Origin of the sequence: Mesorhizobium sp. B2-9-1 (assembly GCF_006439455.1) — a bacterium.
Taxonomy (GTDB): domain Bacteria; phylum Pseudomonadota; class Alphaproteobacteria; order Rhizobiales; family Rhizobiaceae; genus Mesorhizobium.
The window spans coordinates 282,676-299,294 of sequence record NZ_VFTP01000001.1; the positions used below are offsets into that span (position 1 = coordinate 282,676).

At 64.1% G+C, this 16,619-nt stretch carries 17 protein-coding genes; 10 read left to right on the forward strand and 7 right to left on the reverse strand.

Annotated elements, in window-relative coordinates:
• Positions 1-143 precede the first annotated feature (143 nt).
• The 5 genes from hemP (at position 144) to FJW05_RS01375 (ending at position 4,285) form a co-directional block, all read left to right on the forward strand.
• A complete protein-coding gene (hemP, locus tag FJW05_RS01355) occupies positions 144-350 on the forward strand; it encodes a hemin uptake protein HemP (protein ID WP_140543668.1) in 207 nt (68 codons plus the stop codon).
• Between the two features lie 68 nt (positions 351-418).
• Positions 419-1,480 carry a hemin-degrading factor gene (locus FJW05_RS01360; protein WP_140543670.1) on the forward strand — a complete coding sequence of 354 codons (1,062 nt, stop codon included), beginning with the start codon at positions 419-421 and terminating at the stop codon, positions 1,478-1,480.
• Between the two features lie 11 nt (positions 1,481-1,491).
• Entirely contained in the window at positions 1,492-2,385 is an 894-nt protein-coding gene (locus FJW05_RS01365; protein ID WP_140627175.1) for a hemin ABC transporter substrate-binding protein, read from the forward strand.
• Between the two features lie 6 nt (positions 2,386-2,391).
• Positions 2,392-3,489 (forward strand): iron ABC transporter permease, encoded by a 1,098-nt coding sequence (locus FJW05_RS01370; protein WP_140627177.1) that lies wholly within the window; start codon positions 2,392-2,394, stop codon positions 3,487-3,489.
• A 7-nt stretch (positions 3,490-3,496) separates the two neighbouring features.
• Positions 3,497-4,285, forward strand: coding sequence for a heme ABC transporter ATP-binding protein (locus FJW05_RS01375; protein ID WP_140627179.1), 789 nt, complete (start codon positions 3,497-3,499; stop codon positions 4,283-4,285).
• Between the two features lie 360 nt (positions 4,286-4,645).
• Here the strand turns inward: FJW05_RS01375 and rirA are convergent, their stop codons facing one another.
• Entirely contained in the window at positions 4,646-5,107 is a 462-nt protein-coding gene (gene rirA, locus FJW05_RS01380; RefSeq protein ID WP_140543679.1) for an iron-responsive transcriptional regulator RirA, read from the reverse strand.
• A 209-nt stretch (positions 5,108-5,316) separates the two neighbouring features.
• Between rirA and FJW05_RS01385 the strand changes: the two genes are divergently transcribed.
• The 3 genes from FJW05_RS01385 to FJW05_RS01395 all read left to right on the forward strand — a co-directional run bounded on the left by FJW05_RS01385 (position 5,317) and on the right by FJW05_RS01395 (position 7,783).
• Positions 5,317-6,612 carry a DUF445 domain-containing protein gene (locus FJW05_RS01385; protein WP_140627181.1) on the forward strand — a complete coding sequence of 432 codons (1,296 nt, stop codon included), beginning with the start codon at positions 5,317-5,319 and terminating at the stop codon, positions 6,610-6,612.
• A gap of 65 nt (positions 6,613-6,677) precedes the next feature.
• Positions 6,678-7,106: a TIGR01841 family phasin gene (phaP, locus tag FJW05_RS01390; RefSeq protein ID WP_140627182.1), complete on the forward strand. Its 429-nt coding sequence runs from the start codon at positions 6,678-6,680 to the stop codon at positions 7,104-7,106.
• Between the two features lie 179 nt (positions 7,107-7,285).
• Complete coding sequence (locus FJW05_RS01395) at positions 7,286-7,783, forward strand: MaoC family dehydratase (protein ID WP_140627184.1); 498 nt, start codon at positions 7,286-7,288, stop codon at positions 7,781-7,783.
• Between the two features lie 23 nt (positions 7,784-7,806).
• Here FJW05_RS01395 and FJW05_RS01400 read toward each other — a convergent pair whose 3' ends face one another.
• The gene (locus FJW05_RS01400) at positions 7,807-9,225 is read right to left on the reverse strand and encodes a PLP-dependent aminotransferase family protein (RefSeq protein ID WP_140627186.1); all 1,419 of its coding nucleotides are present in this window, start codon (positions 9,223-9,225) and stop codon (positions 7,807-7,809) included.
• Between the two features lie 102 nt (positions 9,226-9,327).
• On the opposite strand from FJW05_RS01400, the gene FJW05_RS01405 reads away from it, so the two are divergent.
• Positions 9,328-10,191 (forward strand): DMT family transporter, encoded by an 864-nt coding sequence (locus tag FJW05_RS01405; protein WP_140627188.1) that lies wholly within the window; start codon positions 9,328-9,330, stop codon positions 10,189-10,191.
• 429 nt (positions 10,192-10,620) lie between these two features.
• Here FJW05_RS01405 and FJW05_RS01410 read toward each other — a convergent pair whose 3' ends face one another.
• The 3 genes from FJW05_RS01410 to FJW05_RS01420 are packed head-to-tail and all read right to left on the reverse strand — an operon-like array spanning position 10,621 to position 13,025.
• Positions 10,621-11,661 (reverse strand): zinc-dependent alcohol dehydrogenase family protein, encoded by a 1,041-nt coding sequence (locus FJW05_RS01410; RefSeq protein WP_140627190.1) that lies wholly within the window; start codon positions 11,659-11,661, stop codon positions 10,621-10,623.
• 18 nt (positions 11,662-11,679) lie between these two features.
• Positions 11,680-12,330 (reverse strand): maleylacetoacetate isomerase, encoded by a 651-nt coding sequence (maiA, locus tag FJW05_RS01415; RefSeq protein WP_140627192.1) that lies wholly within the window; start codon positions 12,328-12,330, stop codon positions 11,680-11,682.
• Positions 12,327-13,025 carry a fumarylacetoacetate hydrolase family protein gene (locus FJW05_RS01420; RefSeq protein WP_140627194.1) on the reverse strand — a complete coding sequence of 233 codons (699 nt, stop codon included), beginning with the start codon at positions 13,023-13,025 and terminating at the stop codon, positions 12,327-12,329. Before FJW05_RS01420 ends, maiA begins: the two co-directional genes overlap by 4 nt.
• A 206-nt stretch (positions 13,026-13,231) precedes the next feature.
• On the opposite strand from FJW05_RS01420, the gene FJW05_RS01425 reads away from it, so the two are divergent.
• The gene (locus tag FJW05_RS01425; protein WP_140543207.1) at positions 13,232-13,915 is read left to right on the forward strand and encodes a response regulator transcription factor; all 684 of its coding nucleotides are present in this window, start codon (positions 13,232-13,234) and stop codon (positions 13,913-13,915) included.
• A gap of 225 nt (positions 13,916-14,140) precedes the next feature.
• On the opposite strand, the gene FJW05_RS01430 is transcribed toward FJW05_RS01425, so the two are convergent.
• Both FJW05_RS01430 and FJW05_RS01435 read right to left on the reverse strand, forming a co-directional pair.
• Positions 14,141-15,112, reverse strand: coding sequence for a hypothetical protein (locus FJW05_RS01430; protein WP_140543206.1), 972 nt, complete (start codon positions 15,110-15,112; stop codon positions 14,141-14,143).
• Between the two features lie 167 nt (positions 15,113-15,279).
• Positions 15,280-16,617, reverse strand: a complete 1,338-nt coding sequence (locus FJW05_RS01435) for a hybrid sensor histidine kinase/response regulator (protein ID WP_140627195.1) — start codon at positions 16,615-16,617, stop codon at positions 15,280-15,282.
• Positions 16,618-16,619 lie beyond the last annotated feature (2 nt).

Consider the following 16,619-nt stretch of genomic DNA (forward strand, 5'->3'; position numbering starts at 1 on the left):
TTGATGACATCCGGCGTCTTAAATGTTGACTAATTTACTCCGGTAATGCACTGACTAGTAAACATGATTATTCGAGTCAAGAATTGAATCGGCATTTTGAGAGGCTGCGGCCAAGGTGGCCGTCAGAGGAAAGGACCGACCCGATGAACACGCACAATCCCAACGATTTCCGCTATCGCGTCCGCCGCCCGGAAGACACGCAGATGCATTACGAAAGGCTGCCGCTGGCGGTGAGGACGCTCTCCAGCAACACGCTGTTCCAGGGCGAGCACGAGATCGGCATCGAGCATCACGGCGCGCTTTACCGCCTGAAGATCACCCGCCAGGGCAAGCTGATCCTCAACAAGTGATCGGAACCGGCGGGGTTAGGCCAGCCCATATCAGTCAGCACGGGTGGAAGACATTGCAGGTGGACGATATGGACCAGCGCGTTAAACCGTTGCCGGAGGAAATCCGGCGGGCGCGAGAAGAAAATTCGAAAATGCGGGAGCGCGATCTCTCGGCGCAACTGGGCATTTCGGAAGCGGAACTGGTCGCGGCGCACTGCGGCTTCGGCACTGTCCGCGTCGAGCCGCGTGTCAACGATCTGCTGACCGGGCTCGAGGCGGTCGGCGAGGTGATGGCGCTGACGCGCAACGAAAGCGCCGTGCACGAGAAGATCGGCGTCTACGACAAGGTCGTCACCGGCAACCATAACGCCATGGTGCTTGGCGAGAACATCGACCTGCGCATCTTCCCGAAGGCCTGGATGCATGGCTTTGCCGTCGAAAAGCGCGACGGCGGCGAGATCCGCCGCAGCCTGCAGTTCTTCGACGCGGCGGGCGAGGCGGTGCACAAGGTGCATCTAAAGCCCGCATCCAATCTCTATGCCTACCAGAAATTGGTGGCGAGCCTCGAATCGTCGAACCAGGAACCGACCGTCGCGATCCTCCCAAGCGCCGCGGAAGGAGAAGATGAAGGGCAGGGCTCGGCTGCCTCGATCGGCGATCTGCGCGACCGCTGGAGCCGGCTTACCGACGTGCATCAGTTCTTCGGCATGCTGAAGACGCTGAAGCTCAGCCGCCGCGAGGCGGTGCGCATGGTGGGTCAGGACTACGCCTGGCTGCTCGATAATGACGCGGTCAGCGCCATGTTCCACCACGCTGCGGCAGGCGAGATGCCGATCATGTGCTTCGTCGGCAACCGCGGCTGCATCCAGATCCATTCCGGCCCGATCAAGTCGGTCAAGCCGATGGGTCCGTGGCTCAACGTGCTCGACGAGACTTTCCATCTGCATCTGAGGACCGACCACATCCACGAGGTCTGGGCGGTGCGCAAGCCGACCAAGGACGGCCATGTCACCTCGCTGGAGGCCTATGACGCCGATGGCGGCATGATCATCCAGTTCTTCGGCAAGCGCCATGAAGGCGAAGGCGAGCGGGAAGACTGGCGTTTTCTGGCCGAGAACCTGCCCCGCATTCCCAATCCGACCGCTGCATGAGGTAGCACCCAATGCGCTTTGCTCTCAGTTTCCGCGCGGCGCTTGCGCCGATGCTCGGCGTCCTGCTTGCCGTCGCCATTCAGCCGGCCACGGCGGATGAAGGCACGACTGTCTTTTCGGACAGCTCGCGGATCGCCTCCATAGGCGGCTCGATCACCGAGATCGTCTATGCGCTCGGCGAGGAAGGCTGCCTCGTCGCCCGCGACTCGACCAGCAACTATCCCGAGGCGGCGGCGAAGCTGCCGGATGTCGGCTATATGCGCGCGCTGTCGCCCGAGGGCGTCCTGTCGGTCAATCCGACCGGAATCCTGGCGCTGCAGGGCAGCGGCCCGAAAGAAGCGGTCGACGTGCTGAAGAAGTCGAGCGTGCCGTTCATCGAGGTGCCGGACCGCTACAATCATGAGGGCATCCTCGAAAAGATCCGCGTCGTGGGAAAAGCGCTGGGGGTCGGGGCCAAGGCCGAGAAGCTCGTTGCCGAAACGGACGCGAAGCTGACGGCGGCCGAAAAGCAGACGGCTGCGATCAAGGGTCGCAAGCGCGTGCTGTTCGTGCTGTCAACGCAGGGCGGCAAGATCCTTGCCGCGGGCAGCGACACGGCGGCCGACGGCATCATCAGGCTGGCCGGCGCGGTCAATGCGGTTGAGGGTTTTTCCGGCTACAAGTCGATGACGGACGAGGCGATCGTCAGCGCCAGGCCGGATGTGATCCTGACGATGACGGGCGGCGGACCGCCGATCTCGGAAGCGGAGTTGTTCGCCAACCCTGCCGTCGCTTCGACGCCGGCGGGCGTCGACCGCAAGATGATCAGCATGTCGGGCGGCTACCTGCTCGGCTTCGGGCCGCGCACGGCGGATGCCATCCGCGATCTTGCCGTTTCGCTCTACGGCAACCAGGTCCTGGACTGAGCGGCGATGGCCGAACAATCCATTGCCGGCGCGGACCGGGCGATGGCAGCCGATGGCGACCGCTCGGCCCGGGCAAGGCTTGTCATCCTGCTCTTGTGTGTGACGCTCGCTCTCTGCGTGTTCCTGTCGCTGACGTCGGGCGCTTCCGACGCCTCCGCGGTCCGCGTCATCCGCGGCTGGTTTACGGGCACCATGCCTGCCGACGCGGCGTTGGCCGCGCGCGACCAGTTGATCGTCTATGACATCCGCATGCCGCGCGTGCTGCTCGGCGTGCTGATCGGCGCAGCGCTGGCCGTCTGCGGCGCGGTGATGCAGGGGCTGTTTCGCAATCCGCTTGCCGATCCCGGCCTGATCGGCGTCTCCGCCGGCTCCAGTCTCGGTGCGGTGGCGATCATCGTGGTCGGCACGACCTGGCTTGCGCCCGTCACGCTTGCGCTGGGCACGCTCGCTTTGCCGCTCGCGGCATTCTTCGGCGGGCTCGCGGTGACGTTGCTGCTTTACGCCGTCGCCACGCGCCAGGGGCGGACGTCGGTCGCCACCATGCTGCTTGCCGGAATCGCCATCAGCGCTCTTGCCATGGCGCTGACGGGTGTCCTCATCTTCATGGCCGACGACCGGCAACTGCGCGACCTGACGTTCTGGCAGCTCGGCTCGCTGGCTGGCGCGACATGGCCGAAGATTGGCACCGTGGGGCCGGTGATCGTGCTGGCGCTGTCGGCGATGCCGTTCCTGTCGCGCGGCCTCAACGCGCTGGCGCTGGGAGAAGCGACCGCGGGCCATCTCGGCATTGCGGTGCAGCGGCTGAAATACACGGCAGTCGTCGCGGTGTCGGCAGCGGTCGGCGCTTCGGTCGCGGTCAGCGGAGGCATCGGTTTCATCGGCATTGTCGTGCCGCATGTGCTGCGGCTGGCGATCGGGCCGGACAACCGTTATTTGCTGCCGGCCTCGGCCCTGCTCGGAGCGTCGCTGCTTCTCGTCGCCGACGCGGTCGCCCGCACCATCGTCGCGCCGGCCGAACTGCCGATCGGCATCGTCACCGCGGTCGCCGGCGCGCCGTTCTTCCTGTGGATCCTGCTGCGCAAGCGCGGCGTCGTTGATCTTTGAGTTCGCCATGATCGAAGCACGCGACATTTCGGTGGCGATCGGCGGCAGGCGCATCGTGTCCAATGTCGATTTCGCGGCGCGGCCCGGCGAGGTGACGGCCATCGTCGGACCGAACGGATCCGGCAAGACGACGCTGCTCAAGGCACTGACCGGCGAGCTTGCCTATACCGGCACCGTCACCCTCAACGGCCGCGACCTGTCCGCGATGAAGCCGGTCGAGGCGGCCACGTTGCGCGCGGTGCTGCCGCAATCGACGGCGCTGTCCTTCCCGTTCACCGTGCGCGAGATCGTTCGCCTCGGCCTGATCGGCGGGCGCTCCGGCGTGCTGCCCGGCGAGAATGCGCGTTTACCCGAGCGGGCGCTGGCGCGTGTCGACCTCGGCGGTTTTGCCGGCCGCTTTTACCAGGAGCTTTCCGGCGGCGAGCAGCAGCGCGTGCAGCTTGCCCGCGTGCTCTGCCAGGTCTGGGCGCCGGTGCTCGAAGGGCGGCCGCGCTACCTCTTCCTCGACGAACCGGTCTCCAGCCTCGACATCAAGCACCAGCTCATCATCATGAACATCGCGCGCGATTTCGCCCAGCGCGGCGGCGGCGTGGTGGCGATCCTGCACGACCTCAATCTGACGGCCATGTATGCCGACCGAATTTTCGTGCTCTCTCGCGGCCAACTGGCCGCCGCGGGGTCGCCAACGGACGTGCTCAATGACGAGCTGATCGAGAGGGTGTTCGACTGCCGCTTGAAGGTCGGCGCACTGCCTGCCGCGAACATGCCGTTCGTGCTGCCGCAATCGGCAGCGTAGACTTGGCTGCGAGGACGGTTTCCCGCCTTCGTCATCCACGGGCGGAGCGGGAGCGAAGCGGACGCGCAGACCCGAGGATCCATTCCGTTACATCAGCCGAAGAATGCGGCGATCCAGAAAGGAGCGCTGGCGCCAACGCCAGTTCTGCATCGCTGTAGGGCTGAAACGTCACGGAATGGATTCTAGGGTCTGCGCTGCGTCGCTGCGCTCCTTGCTCCGCCCTAGAATGACGAAGCCATGGGTGGCGCGCCCCCACCCGCGAGGCCATAGGGTGGCGCCCCATCCGAGAATTCTCGGGTGGCGTTGCACCCGGAAAGGTGTGAGGTGGCTCCCCTCGAGAACCAAGCCGCCAGGGCCCGATCACGCTGCAGGGGCGCGCTGCTCCAGGAGGTCGATGCCGAGCAGGCTGCGCACATTCGGGCGCGCGGCGACGAGGTCGGCGATGGTGTAGCGGGAAAGCACGGCGAAGAAGGCGTTGAGCGCCTCGCGCAGCGCCGAATTCAGGGCGCAGCTGTCGACCAGCGGGCATTCGGCTGCGTCGTTCTCGAAGCATTCGGCCATGGCGAAACTCTCTTCGGTGACGCGCACGACATCGAACAGGTTGATCTGTTCCGCCGCTCGGCCGAGCCGCACCCCGCCGTTGCGGCCGCGCACGGTCTCGACCAGGCCGGCCTCGACCAGCGGCTGCAGGATCTTGAAGAGGAACAGTTCGGATACCGAATAGGCGGCGGCGATCTCAGGGATGCGGCTCAGCCTTTCGGTGTTAGCGGCGCAATACATCAGGATACGCATCGCATAATTGGTCTGGCGCGTGAGCCGCATGGTATCCTCGCGAAATATTAGCCTAAAGCCGAATATGGCCCATAGTTTGGAACAATTCCAGACTGGACCGGTACATAGCTGAATAATCGTGTCAACTTTTTGTGCATGCCGGCGCGGATAGTCGCCGGATATCGCTCCAGCGCTTCGAACGAGCGTTTTGCCGGCGCAGCCACTAGATAGAAGCGGGTGCAAACAGGAAACGCCTTTCCATGTCACGGACAGCTTCGGCCCTCGCGCCGGTTCGATTCGACGCCGATGCCAAGGCTAAGCTCTCGGCGTTGCGGCGGACCAAGTTCGTCGCCGCCGCGGCGCTCGCGCTGTGCATCCTCGTCTTTGCGCTCGCCAAGTCCTTCGAGAGCGGCCATCCGTGGCTCGGCTTCGTCGCGGCTTTCGCCGAGGCGGCGACCATTGGCGGCCTCGCCGACTGGTATGCCGTGGTGGCGCTGTTCCGGCGGCCGCTCGGGCTGCCGATCCCGCACACGGCCATCATTCCGGAGAACCAGCACCGGATCGCCGACAATCTCGGCCGCTTCATCGAGGCCAATTTCCTGGCGCCGGAGCCGGTGCGCGAGAAGCTCGCCGAGGTCGATTTCGCCGCTTTGGTCGCCGACTGGCTGGCCGACGCCGAACGCGCCTCCGATCTGTCGCGATTCGTCGTACGCCTCGTGCCGCAGACATTGACGGCGGTGGAGCAGTCAGGCCTCCGTGACTTCGTCACCAGCCGCATGCTGGAGCAGATCGAGAAGGTGCCGCTGGCGCCGCTCGCGGCCGATCTTTTGTCGGCGCTGACCGACGATCGCCGCCACCAAAAGCTGTTCGACGAGTTCATCCGGGTCGTCGGGCGTTTCCTCAACGACGAGCAGGCGCTGGCGACGATGCGTGAAAAAATCCGCGAGGAACTGCCGTCGCTGTTCAACCTGTTTCGCGCCGATGCCTATCTTTTGAAGAAGATCGTCGCGTCGGCGGGTTCGCTGCTCGACGAGGTGCGGGCCGATCCAGATCATTCCATGCGCGCCGAATTCGACGGTTTCGTACTTGGCTTCATCGAGCGGCTCAGGACCTCGAAGCAATATGCAAGGCGCGCCGAGAAGCTGAAGCGCGATTTCCTCGAACGTCCGGAGGTGCGGGCGCTGGCCGGCGATGCATGGACAAGCCTGCGCCTGTTCATCGAGCAGGACGTCAATGCGCCGAATTCGACGATCCGCGAGCACCTCGCCAACATGTTCGTCGAGGTCGGCAGGCATCTGGCCGACGACGCCCAGATCAGGGCCGATATGAACCAGGGTTTTGTCGTGGCGCTGGCTTCGTTCGTCGAGAGCCAGAAGAGCGGGGTGTCGACATTCATCGCCGATCAGGTCAAGCGCTGGGACCTGGCGCAACTGACGCGGCTGATCGAGCTGAACATCGGCAGGGACCTGCAATATATCCGCTTCAACGGCATGATCGTCGGCGGGCTTGCCGGGCTGGCGCTCCATATGGCGGAGCGGCTGTTCCTCGTCAATTGACGCCGGCCCAAGGAGCACTATTCTCCTTCAAGGGCGCCGCATGGCGGCCGGCAGGGAGGCAGGGCATGGCAAGACAACCGGAATCGGACTCGTTCCTCGACATGTTCAGCAGGTTCGGCCGCGACCTCAAGCTACCGAATGTCGACGTCCAGGCGATCCTCGACCATCACCGCAAGAACCTCGAAGCCCTGGAAAAATCGGCGAGGGCAAGTGCGGCCGGCGCATCCTCGGTGCTGGCGAGGCAGCATGAGATGGTCCAGAATGCCATGCATGAGATCACGCGGATGGCGCAGAACTATCAGACGCCCGGCAATCCGCAGGACCTGATGAGCAAGCAGGCGGAGTTTGCCCGCAGGTCGTTCGAGACGACGCTGAAGAATGCCAGCGAAGTGGCCGACCTTGTGCGCAAATCCAGCACCGAATCGGTCGAGATCCTGCGCGACCGGATCCGGGATGCGATGGCGGAAATCCGCGCCGGCTACGAAAAGAAATAGGCTACCTGGCGATTTCGGACCCATCACCGGCCGACATGCGATGCAACCGGCGCAGGTGTCCGAGCGTTCTCGGCCTGCCCCAAAGCATCAACTCTGCCGGCGAAAATCGCGGGGCGGCGAATTGACAGAGGCCGCCGCTTCATGGTCGGGAGACAGGCAAAAGTGATGGGAAAGCCGGGATGACGGAAACACGGCCGAGAACGCCGCCGACCTTCGAGCAGTTGCGCATGATGTCCGGGCAGGAGCTCGGCGTGTCCGACTGGACGACGGTCGACCAGCAGCGCATCGACCAGTTCGCCGAATGCACGGGCGACCACCAATGGATCCATGTCGATCCCGAAAGGGCGAAACGGCAGAGCCCATTCCGCACCACGATCGCGCATGGCTACCTGACCTTGTCGATCATCGGCGCGCTGGCGCTGGAGATGGGCATCGTGCCGGAAAACACCCAGGCCGCCTTCAACTACGGCTTCGACAAAGTGCGCTTCCTGGCGCCGGTCAAGGCCGGCGCGCGCATCAGGCTGCGCACCACGCTGCTTTCCATGGAGGACCGCGGTCCCGGTCAGTATCTGATGAAGGCGGCCAACACCGTCGAGATCGAAGGCGAGCAGAAGCCGGCGCTGACCGCCGAGACGCTGGTGATGATGTATGAGCGCCGCAAGCGGGCAGGGGCCTAGGGCCTGCTGAGACCCAGCGTAGACTACGCGGCCTTGCGACGAGACGCGGCTATCGCCTTTTCGACCACCTGGAAAATCCGTTCGTCGGCGCATTGCGCGACGTTGAAGCGCATGAAGCGGCCGGCGGTATGCGACAGGCTGAAGGCGTTGCCGGGCGCCAGCACGACATTGTACGAGAGCGCATGGCGCGCGACGTCGGCGGCGTCGATGCCGTCGGGCAGGCGGCACCAGAGGAACATGCCGGCAGGCTGGTCGATCCAGGGCGTGATACCCATCGCCTTCAGCCTGCCGGCGGTCTCGGCCATGGCGCGCGACAGGCGCGTGCGCAACTGCTCGACATGCTTGCGGTAGCTGCCGTCCTTCAGCAGGGTCAGCACCAGCTCGGCGGATAGCCGCGCACTGCCGAATGTCGTGGCGATCTTGAGATCGGTGAGCCCCTCCATCCAGTCGGCTGGCGCCGCGATGAAGCCGCAGCGCACCGAGGCCGACAGCGTCTTGGAGAAGGAGCCGATCTGGACGACGCGCTGCAGCCCGTCAAAGGCCGCGAGTCTCGGAGCAGGGCTATGCTCGTGGTCGGCGAAGATATCGTCCTCGACAATGGTGAGGTCCGCCTGGTCGGCGAGCTTCAGGAGCCGATGCGCGGTGACCGGCGACAAGATCGCGCCGGTCGGGTTGTGGATGCCGGAATTGGTGATGTAAAGGCGCGGCCGGTGCTCGGCGAGCGCCTCGGCGAAAAGCTCGATGTCCGGTCCCGAAGGCGTGTAAGGCACGCCGACAACCTTGGCCTGATGCGCGCGCAGCAGCGCATGGAAGTTGAAATAGCAAGGATCGTCGACCAGGACCGCGTCGCCCGGCTCGATCAGGAAGCGGCACAGAAGGTCGATCGCTTGGGTGCCGCAGTCGGTCAGCATGATCTGGTCCGGCGAGGCCTCGACGCCATGGTCGGCCATGCGCCTTGCCAGCAATTGGCGCAGCGGCGGCAGACCGAGCGGCGTGCCATAGTCCGCAAGCGTCACGTCGTCCGCGCGGGCTACGCTGCGCAGCGCCCGGCGCAAGGCGGCCTGCGGCATCCAGGACGCCGGCAGCCAGCCGCAGCCGGGTTTCAGCATCTCCTCGCCGGCTTCGAGCGATTGCCGCGACACCCAGAGCGGGTCGACGGCTCGGTCCAGCCGTGGGCCGATCTCGGCGAGCGACAATGGCGCGAGCTGGCCGGCGGCGTAGAAGCCGGAGCCAGGCCGCGAACGGATCGTGCCTTCCGCCGCGAGGCGCTCATAGGCTTCGACCACGGTCGATTTTGAAACCTGCATGGATCTGGCCATGGCTCGTATCGACGGCAGGCGGGCTCCGGGCGTCAGCGTGCGCGCCGCGATCCGCTGGCGGATTGCTGTCATGACGGTTTCGACGAGGGTGGCGCCACTGGCATTTGGGCCTGATGCGTCCATCTGTACTTCTCTGTGGACCATTACAGTTTTGTAGAATTGTACTCCATTGTATCTGGCAACACCATGGCCCGCGCCGGTACGGAAGCGCAAACGGAGCGGATCATGGAAAAGAGTTTCGACGGCTGGCTCAGCGGCTTCATTGGGGTGCTGATCTTCAGCGGGTCGCTGCCGGCGACGCGGGTGGCGGTGATGGATTTCGACCCGACCTTCCTGACGGCGGCCAGGGCGGCGATCGCCGGTCTGCTCGGGATTGCGATGCTGCTGCTGTTTCGCGAGAAGCGTCCGGAACGCAGCGACCTGATCTCGCTCGCCGTCGTTGCGCTGGGTGTCGTGGTCGGCTTCCCGTTGCTGACGGCGCTGGCGCTGAAGCATGTCACGTCGGCGCATTCCATCATCTTCGTCGGCCTGCTGCCGCTGGCCACCGCAACCTTTGGCGTGCTGCGCGGCGGCGACCGTCCGCGCCCGGCCTTCTGGCTGTTCTCGTGCCTGGGAAGCGCTTTGGTCGCCGGCTTTGCCCTGGCGCAAGGCGTGACCGCGTCGCCGGTCGGCGACGGCCTGATGCTCGGCGCCATCATCGTCTGCGGGCTGGGCTACGCTGAGGGGGCCAAGCTGTCGCGCAAGCTAGGCGGCTGGCAGGTCATCTGCTGGGCCTTGGCGCTGTCGCTGCCGGTGATGCTGGCGTTGAGCTTCGCGACGCTGCCGCCATCCTTCGCCGCCATCGGCTCAAGTGCGTGGATCGGCCTCGGCTATGTCTCGCTGTTCAGCATGCTGATCGGTTTCGTGTTCTGGTATCGCGGCCTGGCACAAGGCGGCATCGCCGCCGTCGGGCAGCTGCAGCTGCTGCAGCCGTTCTTCGGCCTGGCGCTGGCGGCGAGCCTGCTGCACGAAAAGGTCAGCCCGATGATGGTGGTTGTCACGCTGGGCGTCGTGGCGTGCGTGTTCGGAGCGAAAAAGTTCGCGCGGTAGGGGTGGCTTCTCGTAATCGCGCTCGGTTTTGCCGGGTGCGCATAGGCGCACTGCACAGGGATTTTGACCGGTCGGTTTCGGTCGGCGCTGTTTGCGTTGACAGGCGGCATGCCTTGGAGATTGGCCGAAACGCCCATCGCGATCGTCATTCCATGGCGGAGCAGGAGCGAAGCTCCGTCGCGAAGACCCTGGAATCCATGCCGTTACCTTCGCCAAGGCGTGCAACGGAGCAGAATTCTGCACCGAGGCGGCGCTTCCAAGTCACGGAATGGATTCTATGGTCTGCGCGCGTCGCTGCGCTCCTTGCTCCGCCATAGAATGACGAGGTGGGGGCGGCTTCAACCAATTCCCGGCGTTTGCGCTGATTTCACGGAACTGAATCTTACACCAAGACAAACGGCAACCTTTCAAAATCCCTGTGTCGGGGAACTAAAACTTCGTCACCACCCCGATGCCGATGCCCTCGAAGCCACCCATCGCCATTAGCGCGGCGGGCGCCTCTTCGAGACTGATCCTCTTGCCCACCAGCAATTCGGGCTTCAGCTTGCCGGTGCGGATCATCTCCATCATCGCGTTGTAGCGATACGCCTGCATGCCGTGGCTGCCGAGGATTTCGAGCTCGAACGCGATCACCTTGTCCATCGGCACCTGCGGACGGGCATGCTCGCCCAGCATCAGCCCGACCTGGACGTGGCGGCCGCGCCGGCGCAGATTGGCGATCGAGTTGAACGAGGTGGTCGCGTGCCCGAGCGCGTCCATCGACATATGCGCGCCGCCATTGGTGATCTGCTTGACCGCCTTGACGACGTTCGGCGTCGTCGAGGCATTGATCGTCGCCACCGCGCCGATCTTCTTGGCGAATTCCAGCTTCTTGTCGGTCAGATCGATGGCAATGACATTGGCGCCCATGGCGCTGGCGATCATGATCGCCGAGAGGCCGACGCCGCCGCAGCCATGCACTGCCACCCATTCGCCGGGCGTCACCCGGCCCTGGTCGACGATGGCGCGGAAGGAGGTGACGAAGCGGCAGCCGAGGCTGGCGGCGGTGGCGAATTCCATTTCCTCGGGCAGGCGCACGAGGTTGGTATCGGCATGCTCGATGCCGACATATTCGGCGAATGAGCCCCAGCCGGTGAAGCCCGGCTGCGTCTGGTGCTCGCAGACCTGATGGTTGCCCGACGTGCATTCGAAGCAGCGGCCGCAACCGACGGCGAAGGGGACCGTGACCCGATCGCCGGCCTTCCAGCGGCCGACCTGCTTGCCGGCGGCGACTACGACGCCAGCCAACTCATGTCCGGGGACGTGTGGCAGCGTGATGCCGTCATCATGGCCCATCCAGCCATGCCAGTCGCTGCGGCAAAGACCCGTAGCCTCGACCTTGATGACCACGCCGTCGGCGGCCGGCTTCGGATCGGGCACGGTCCGGATCGTCGGCGCCTCGCCGAACTTTTCAAAGACGACAGCTTTCATGGGGAGTCCTTCAATTCGTTATTCGGCATCGATCTGGTTCTGCGGCGCAGCCTTCTGGAACGCCGGCAGCGCCGTGCAGGCGGCGTTGATGCGCGCAATCACCGGGTAGGGGGCCATGTCGACGCCGAAGCGGGCATTGTTGGCGACCTGGGCGGCGAGGCAGATGTCGGCAAGGCCAGGCGCATCACCGTGGCAGAAGGTTCCGGTCTCAGGCGACGAAGCCAGAATCTTCTCAAGCGGCTGGAAACCTTCGTTCACCCAGTGCCTGAACCAGTTGACGACATCCTCGTCACCGGCGCCGAACAAACTGCGCAGCGAGGTCAGCACGCGCAGATTGTTCACGGGATGGATGTCGCAGGCGATCATCTGCGCCAGCATCCGCACTCGTGCCCGACCCAGCGCATCTTTCGGCAGCAGCGGCGGCTCGGGCTGGATCTCGTCGAGATATTCGATGATCGCCAGCGACTGCGTCAGAAGCGTGCCGCCGTCCAGAACCAGCGCGGGTACCAGCCCTTGCGGGTTGACGGCGCGATAGGCGGGCTCGAGATGCTCGCCATGGCGCAAGTGGTGCGGCACATAAGTGTAGCTCAGGCCCTTCATCTCCAGCGCGATCCGCACCCGGTAGGAGGTGGAGGAGCGGTAGTAGTTGTGAAGGACGAGATCGCTCATCGCCTCGGCTGCCCGATGGTGACCGCGATCTCGCCGATGCCGTCGACGCCGCCGGTGATCCTGTCGCCGGCCTGGACCGCGCCGACGCCGGCCGGCGTGCCGGTGAAGATCAGGTCGCCGGGTTGCAGCTCGACCGCCTCGCTGCAGATAGCGACGATGTCGGCGATCGGCCAGATCAGCTCGGCCAGGTCGCCGTCCTGCTTCACCGCGCCGTTGACGGCAAGCCAGATACGGCCTTTTTCCGGATGCCCCGATTCCGCGGCCGGAACCAGCGGCCCGCAAGGCGCGGATTGATCGAACGCCTTCGACCAATCCCAGGGCCGCGCCGCCTTCTTGGCCTGATCCTGCAGGTCGCGACGGGTCAGGTCGACGCCGACGCCATAGCCCCAGACATGGGCGAGCGCGTCTTCGCGCGGAACGCGGAAGCCGGCCTTGCCGACGGCGACGACCAGCTCGATCTCGTGGTGCAGGTTCGAGGTCAGCGGCGGGTAGGGGATCTCGGCGCCGCTGTCGACCACCGCGTCGGCCGGCTTGGTGAAGAAGAAGGGCGGGTCGCGCTCGTCATTGCCGAGCTCGCGCGCATGCGCGGCGTAATTGCGGCCGACGCAGAAAATGCGGCGCACGGCAAACCGCTCCGCCGAGCCTGCGACGGCAACCGAGGCAATGGCCGGCGGCGGAAGGACGAATTCGGGCATGATTTTTTCTCTGCGTTGGCTGAATCGTGCCCACCTTCCGCCGATTTTGCCGGGCGGGCAAGACTCGACGTCCCGGCACGTCGGGCTGTCGTTTCAGTAACAATGCGCTGTACCATTGGGCGTATACTATTTGCCAATAATCTGGCCATGGTTCATGGGACTATCCTGTGCGCGGCTGAAACCGAACCGATGCCTGATCCTGAGCAATGACCGCAATCAACGATCGCGCCCGCTTCCTGATCATCGACGACCACCCGCTGTTTCGCGAGGCGCTGCACAGCGCCGTGCAGATGGCCTATCCGGACGTCGACACGGTCGAGGCGCGCTCGATCGGGGAAGCGATCGAGCTGCTTGCCGACGCCAAGCCGTTCGACCTCGCGCTGCTCGATTTGAGCATGCCCGACGTGCATGGCTTCGAGGGGCTGTTGCAGCTGAGAACCCGCTATCCGCGGCTGCCGGTGGTGATCGTGTCGGGCTATGAGGAGCCGAAGATCATCTCCGAGGCGCTTTCCTATGGCGCCGCCGGCTTCATCCCGAAATCGGCCCGCAAGAGCGATCTTGCCGCCGCCATCCGCTCGGTGATGGATGGCGCGGTCTATGTGCCGGAAAATTACGAGGGCCAGCCGCCGGACCCCGAAAGCACCGATCGCGCCGACATGGTGCAGCGCCTAGCCAGGCTGACGCCGCAGCAGCTGAGGGTCCTGCAGATGCTGCGCCAGGGCATGCTCAACAAGCAGATCGCCTATGAGCTGCAGGTGGGTGAGACTACTGTGAAAGCACATGTCTCGGAGATCCTGCGCAAGCTCAACGTCTACAGCCGCACGCAGGCGGTGATCGAGGTGTCGAAGCTCGACAATGCGGAGTTGTTTCGCGACCAGGCGGGCTTTTGAGCTTTGCGCTCAGTCTGCAGACAACGGCACTGGGAAAAGTGCACTGTCACCGTAATTCAGGAAGACTCCTCACCTGATGCTAGACGCGCTTTTGCTTTCTTTCCCTTGTCAAGGGTGGACGTTTAGCCATCGCTTTTAAGAAGGCGGTCGAAGCGCTGATTGACTGGTTCGTTCATTCAGGCGCTTCTTTCTCGTTAAATTGAGTCGACGTCGCGGCGGGTTGCTCTATGCAGAAAGCGGCGGGTCTTGCGTTTGTTCGGGCTCAGGCACCGGGGCCGCCTGTTCCTCAACGAAAAGGTCGATTTGGCGAGGCGCTGGGCGATGTTCTAGCACACGAACCACGGTATAGTCAGTTTTTAGGCCTTGGCCCGTTTGCACCTGTCGTATTTTGACCTCGCAAACAAGAACATCTCCCTTGGCGAATCTAATCACATTGGAATCGACGCGGTGCATGAAATCGGCGTCTTCAATTGTCGCGCTGATCTGATTATTGCCGTCGTGCAAGCGCCACTTGTTATCCTCTTTGAATGCTAGCGAGACGATGGAAAAGGCCGACCGCCGAACATCCTCGACTACCACCGTTGAAGGGGGCTCTGGCGCAATGAAGTAGGTTGAATCGCCCTTCTTAACGGACGCGATTTCTTGACGGGCTTCGAGCACCTTGAACTCGTCAATCCCGTCCTTCTGAAGCGGGATCACGACCAATTCCTCATACGCTTTGCGAACCGCTACATCCTGGTACAGGCGAAGCAGTTTCAGCGGGACGTCTATCGTTTGGCCATCGATCGTGATCCGGACGGTGTCATCACTAATCTTCTCGATCCGGCTAGGCTTGTGCCCCCGAAGACGCTTGATTAGGAAGATGAGCCCGCCGACTGCCACTCCACCACCAAAGACCAATTCTTTGAGATTGATTGCCGCAGTAACGAAGTCGCCGGTCAGGAACGTCTTCATACCATCGAGGAATGTCTGCACCACCGTGAGATCGATTTCGAACGATCCCTCTTTGGTGGCTTGCACATTGACGGAAATTGACGGCGCGTCGGAACCATTGAGGGCGCGATTTGCGGCGTCGAAGAGCTGACCGACCGCCAGTAGGGCCGGCGCCAAATCGCGCACGTCCATCGATCCGTCCTTAATGGACGCACCATCATAAGCAATGGTAAAGCTTGCTTTGCTCACGTCGTCGGCATCCATGTGATCCCCCTCATGCCGGCGCCTGATAAGAGCATGATTCCGGCAGGCGGGGAAGAATCAACTAATATGGGTGAAAATCGCCTTAATTGCGATCCATCTTCGAAGGGGATACATCCGGGTCAAGGCGGTCCCAGACCCAGCCTCGCGCTTGGTTGTCCTAGATAGCTCTAAGCCAGCAAATGCGCCAGCAGCGCGCGTAGTTGCGCTGGCTTCAGCGGCTTGCGCATCAGCTCTATGCCGGCGGCGCGGGCGGCTTTGGCGACGGGTTCGGAGCCGTCGGCGGTGACGATCAGCGCCGGCACGGTCCGGCCGAGATAGTCGCGCACTTCGGCGATCGTTGACGTGCCGAGGTCGCCGCCGTCGAGATGCTGGTCGGCGATGACGATGTCGGGCACCCAGGCGGTGTCGCCGAGCAGGTCGAGCGCATCGTCTGTCGAGGTCGCGGCGCGCACCAGGCATTGCCAGCGCTCGAGCAGCGAGGTCATTGCCGAGAGCACGTCCATGTCGTTCTCGACCAAGAGCACCTTGGTGCCGAACAGGCCGTAGCCGCGCGGCCGCTCCATGTCGGCGGCAGCCATCGCCGGTTCGGCCGCGGCCATGCCGATGGGCACGTCGATATGGAAGATGGTGCCGCGCCCGACCTTGGAGGAAAAGGTGACCGGGTGGCCGAGGGCGGCCGCCATGCGGCGCACGATCGCCAGGCCGAGCCCAAGCCCGCCGGCGAGCCCGGCATCGGCAAGCGTGGACGTGCCGCGGTGGAATTCCTCGAACACCGCCTCGCGCTGGTCCTCGGGAATGCCGCAGCCGGTGTCGGCGACGTCGATGCGGATGGTGTCGCCGCGATGCCTGGTGCCGACAAGCACGCCGCCGGAGCGGGTGTAGCGCAGCGCGTTGGAGAGGATGTTCTGCAGGATACGCCTGAGCAGCGTGCGGTCGGAACGCACCGCGACATTGACGGGGCGGAATTTAAGCGACAGGCCTTTCTTTTCCGCCTCGGGAAGAAAGTCCGAGCGCAGCGAGGAGAACAGCGCTTCCAGGCTGACGTCGCCGATCTCGGGCTGCACCACGCCGGCGTCGAGCTTGGAGATGTCGAGCAGCGTGCGCAGCAGGTCTTCCATCGTCTCCAGCGAGCGCTCGACCTGGCGCACCAGCTTCCTGCCTTCATCGCTGGCCTGGACCTCTGCCAGCGCCGAGACCGACAGATGTGCGGCATTCAGCGGCTGCAGCACATCGTGGCTGGCGGCGGCGAGGAACCTGGTCTTGGAGAGGTTCGCCAGCTCGGCGCTCTCCTTCGCCGCGCTGAGGTCAATGTTCGACTGTTCGAGCCGGCGCAGCGTCGCGTGCAGTTCCTCGGTACGGTTGCGCACCCGGTTTTCCAGCGAGATCGCGGTCTGGAACAGTGAGAAGGCGTTGCCCTGCTGGTCCATCGAGCGCTCGACGCGGCTGACCAGCGCCGCGTTGATCTTCTTCAGCCTTTCGAGGTCGTCGATGTCGCGAAGCGGCATCT

Bases quoted from the DNA above. Each gene is read 5' to 3' on its own strand.
- FJW05_RS01410 (WP_140627190.1), bottom strand. From the start codon at position 11,661: ATGAAAGCTGTCGTCTTTGAAAAGTTCGGCGAGGCGCCGACGATCCGG.
- maiA (WP_140627192.1), bottom strand. From the start codon at position 12,330: ATGAGCGATCTCGTCCTTCACAACTACTACCGCTCCTCCACCTCCTAC.
- FJW05_RS01435 (WP_140627195.1), bottom strand. From the start codon at position 16,617: ATGCCGCTTCGCGACATCGACGACCTCGAAAGGCTGAAGAAGATCAAC.
- FJW05_RS01400 (WP_140627186.1), bottom strand. From the start codon at position 9,225: ATGGACGCATCAGGCCCAAATGCCAGTGGCGCCACCCTCGTCGAAACC.
- rirA (WP_140543679.1), bottom strand. From the start codon at position 5,107: ATGCGGCTCACGCGCCAGACCAATTATGCGATGCGTATCCTGATGTAT.
- FJW05_RS01420 (WP_140627194.1), bottom strand. From the start codon at position 13,025: ATGCCCGAATTCGTCCTTCCGCCGCCGGCCATTGCCTCGGTTGCCGTC.
- FJW05_RS01430 (WP_140543206.1), bottom strand. From the start codon at position 15,112: ATGGATGCCGACGACGTGAGCAAAGCAAGCTTTACCATTGCTTATGAT.
- FJW05_RS01405 (WP_140627188.1), top strand. From the start codon at position 9,328: ATGGAAAAGAGTTTCGACGGCTGGCTCAGCGGCTTCATTGGGGTGCTG.
- FJW05_RS01425 (WP_140543207.1), top strand. From the start codon at position 13,232: ATGACCGCAATCAACGATCGCGCCCGCTTCCTGATCATCGACGACCAC.
- FJW05_RS01385 (WP_140627181.1), top strand. From the start codon at position 5,317: ATGTCACGGACAGCTTCGGCCCTCGCGCCGGTTCGATTCGACGCCGAT.
- hemP (WP_140543668.1), top strand. From the start codon at position 144: ATGAACACGCACAATCCCAACGATTTCCGCTATCGCGTCCGCCGCCCG.
- FJW05_RS01360 (WP_140543670.1), top strand. From the start codon at position 419: ATGGACCAGCGCGTTAAACCGTTGCCGGAGGAAATCCGGCGGGCGCGA.
- FJW05_RS01365 (WP_140627175.1), top strand. From the start codon at position 1,492: ATGCGCTTTGCTCTCAGTTTCCGCGCGGCGCTTGCGCCGATGCTCGGC.
- FJW05_RS01370 (WP_140627177.1), top strand. From the start codon at position 2,392: ATGGCCGAACAATCCATTGCCGGCGCGGACCGGGCGATGGCAGCCGAT.
- phaP (WP_140627182.1), top strand. From the start codon at position 6,678: ATGGCAAGACAACCGGAATCGGACTCGTTCCTCGACATGTTCAGCAGG.
- FJW05_RS01375 (WP_140627179.1), top strand. From the start codon at position 3,497: ATGATCGAAGCACGCGACATTTCGGTGGCGATCGGCGGCAGGCGCATC.
- FJW05_RS01395 (WP_140627184.1), top strand. From the start codon at position 7,286: ATGACGGAAACACGGCCGAGAACGCCGCCGACCTTCGAGCAGTTGCGC.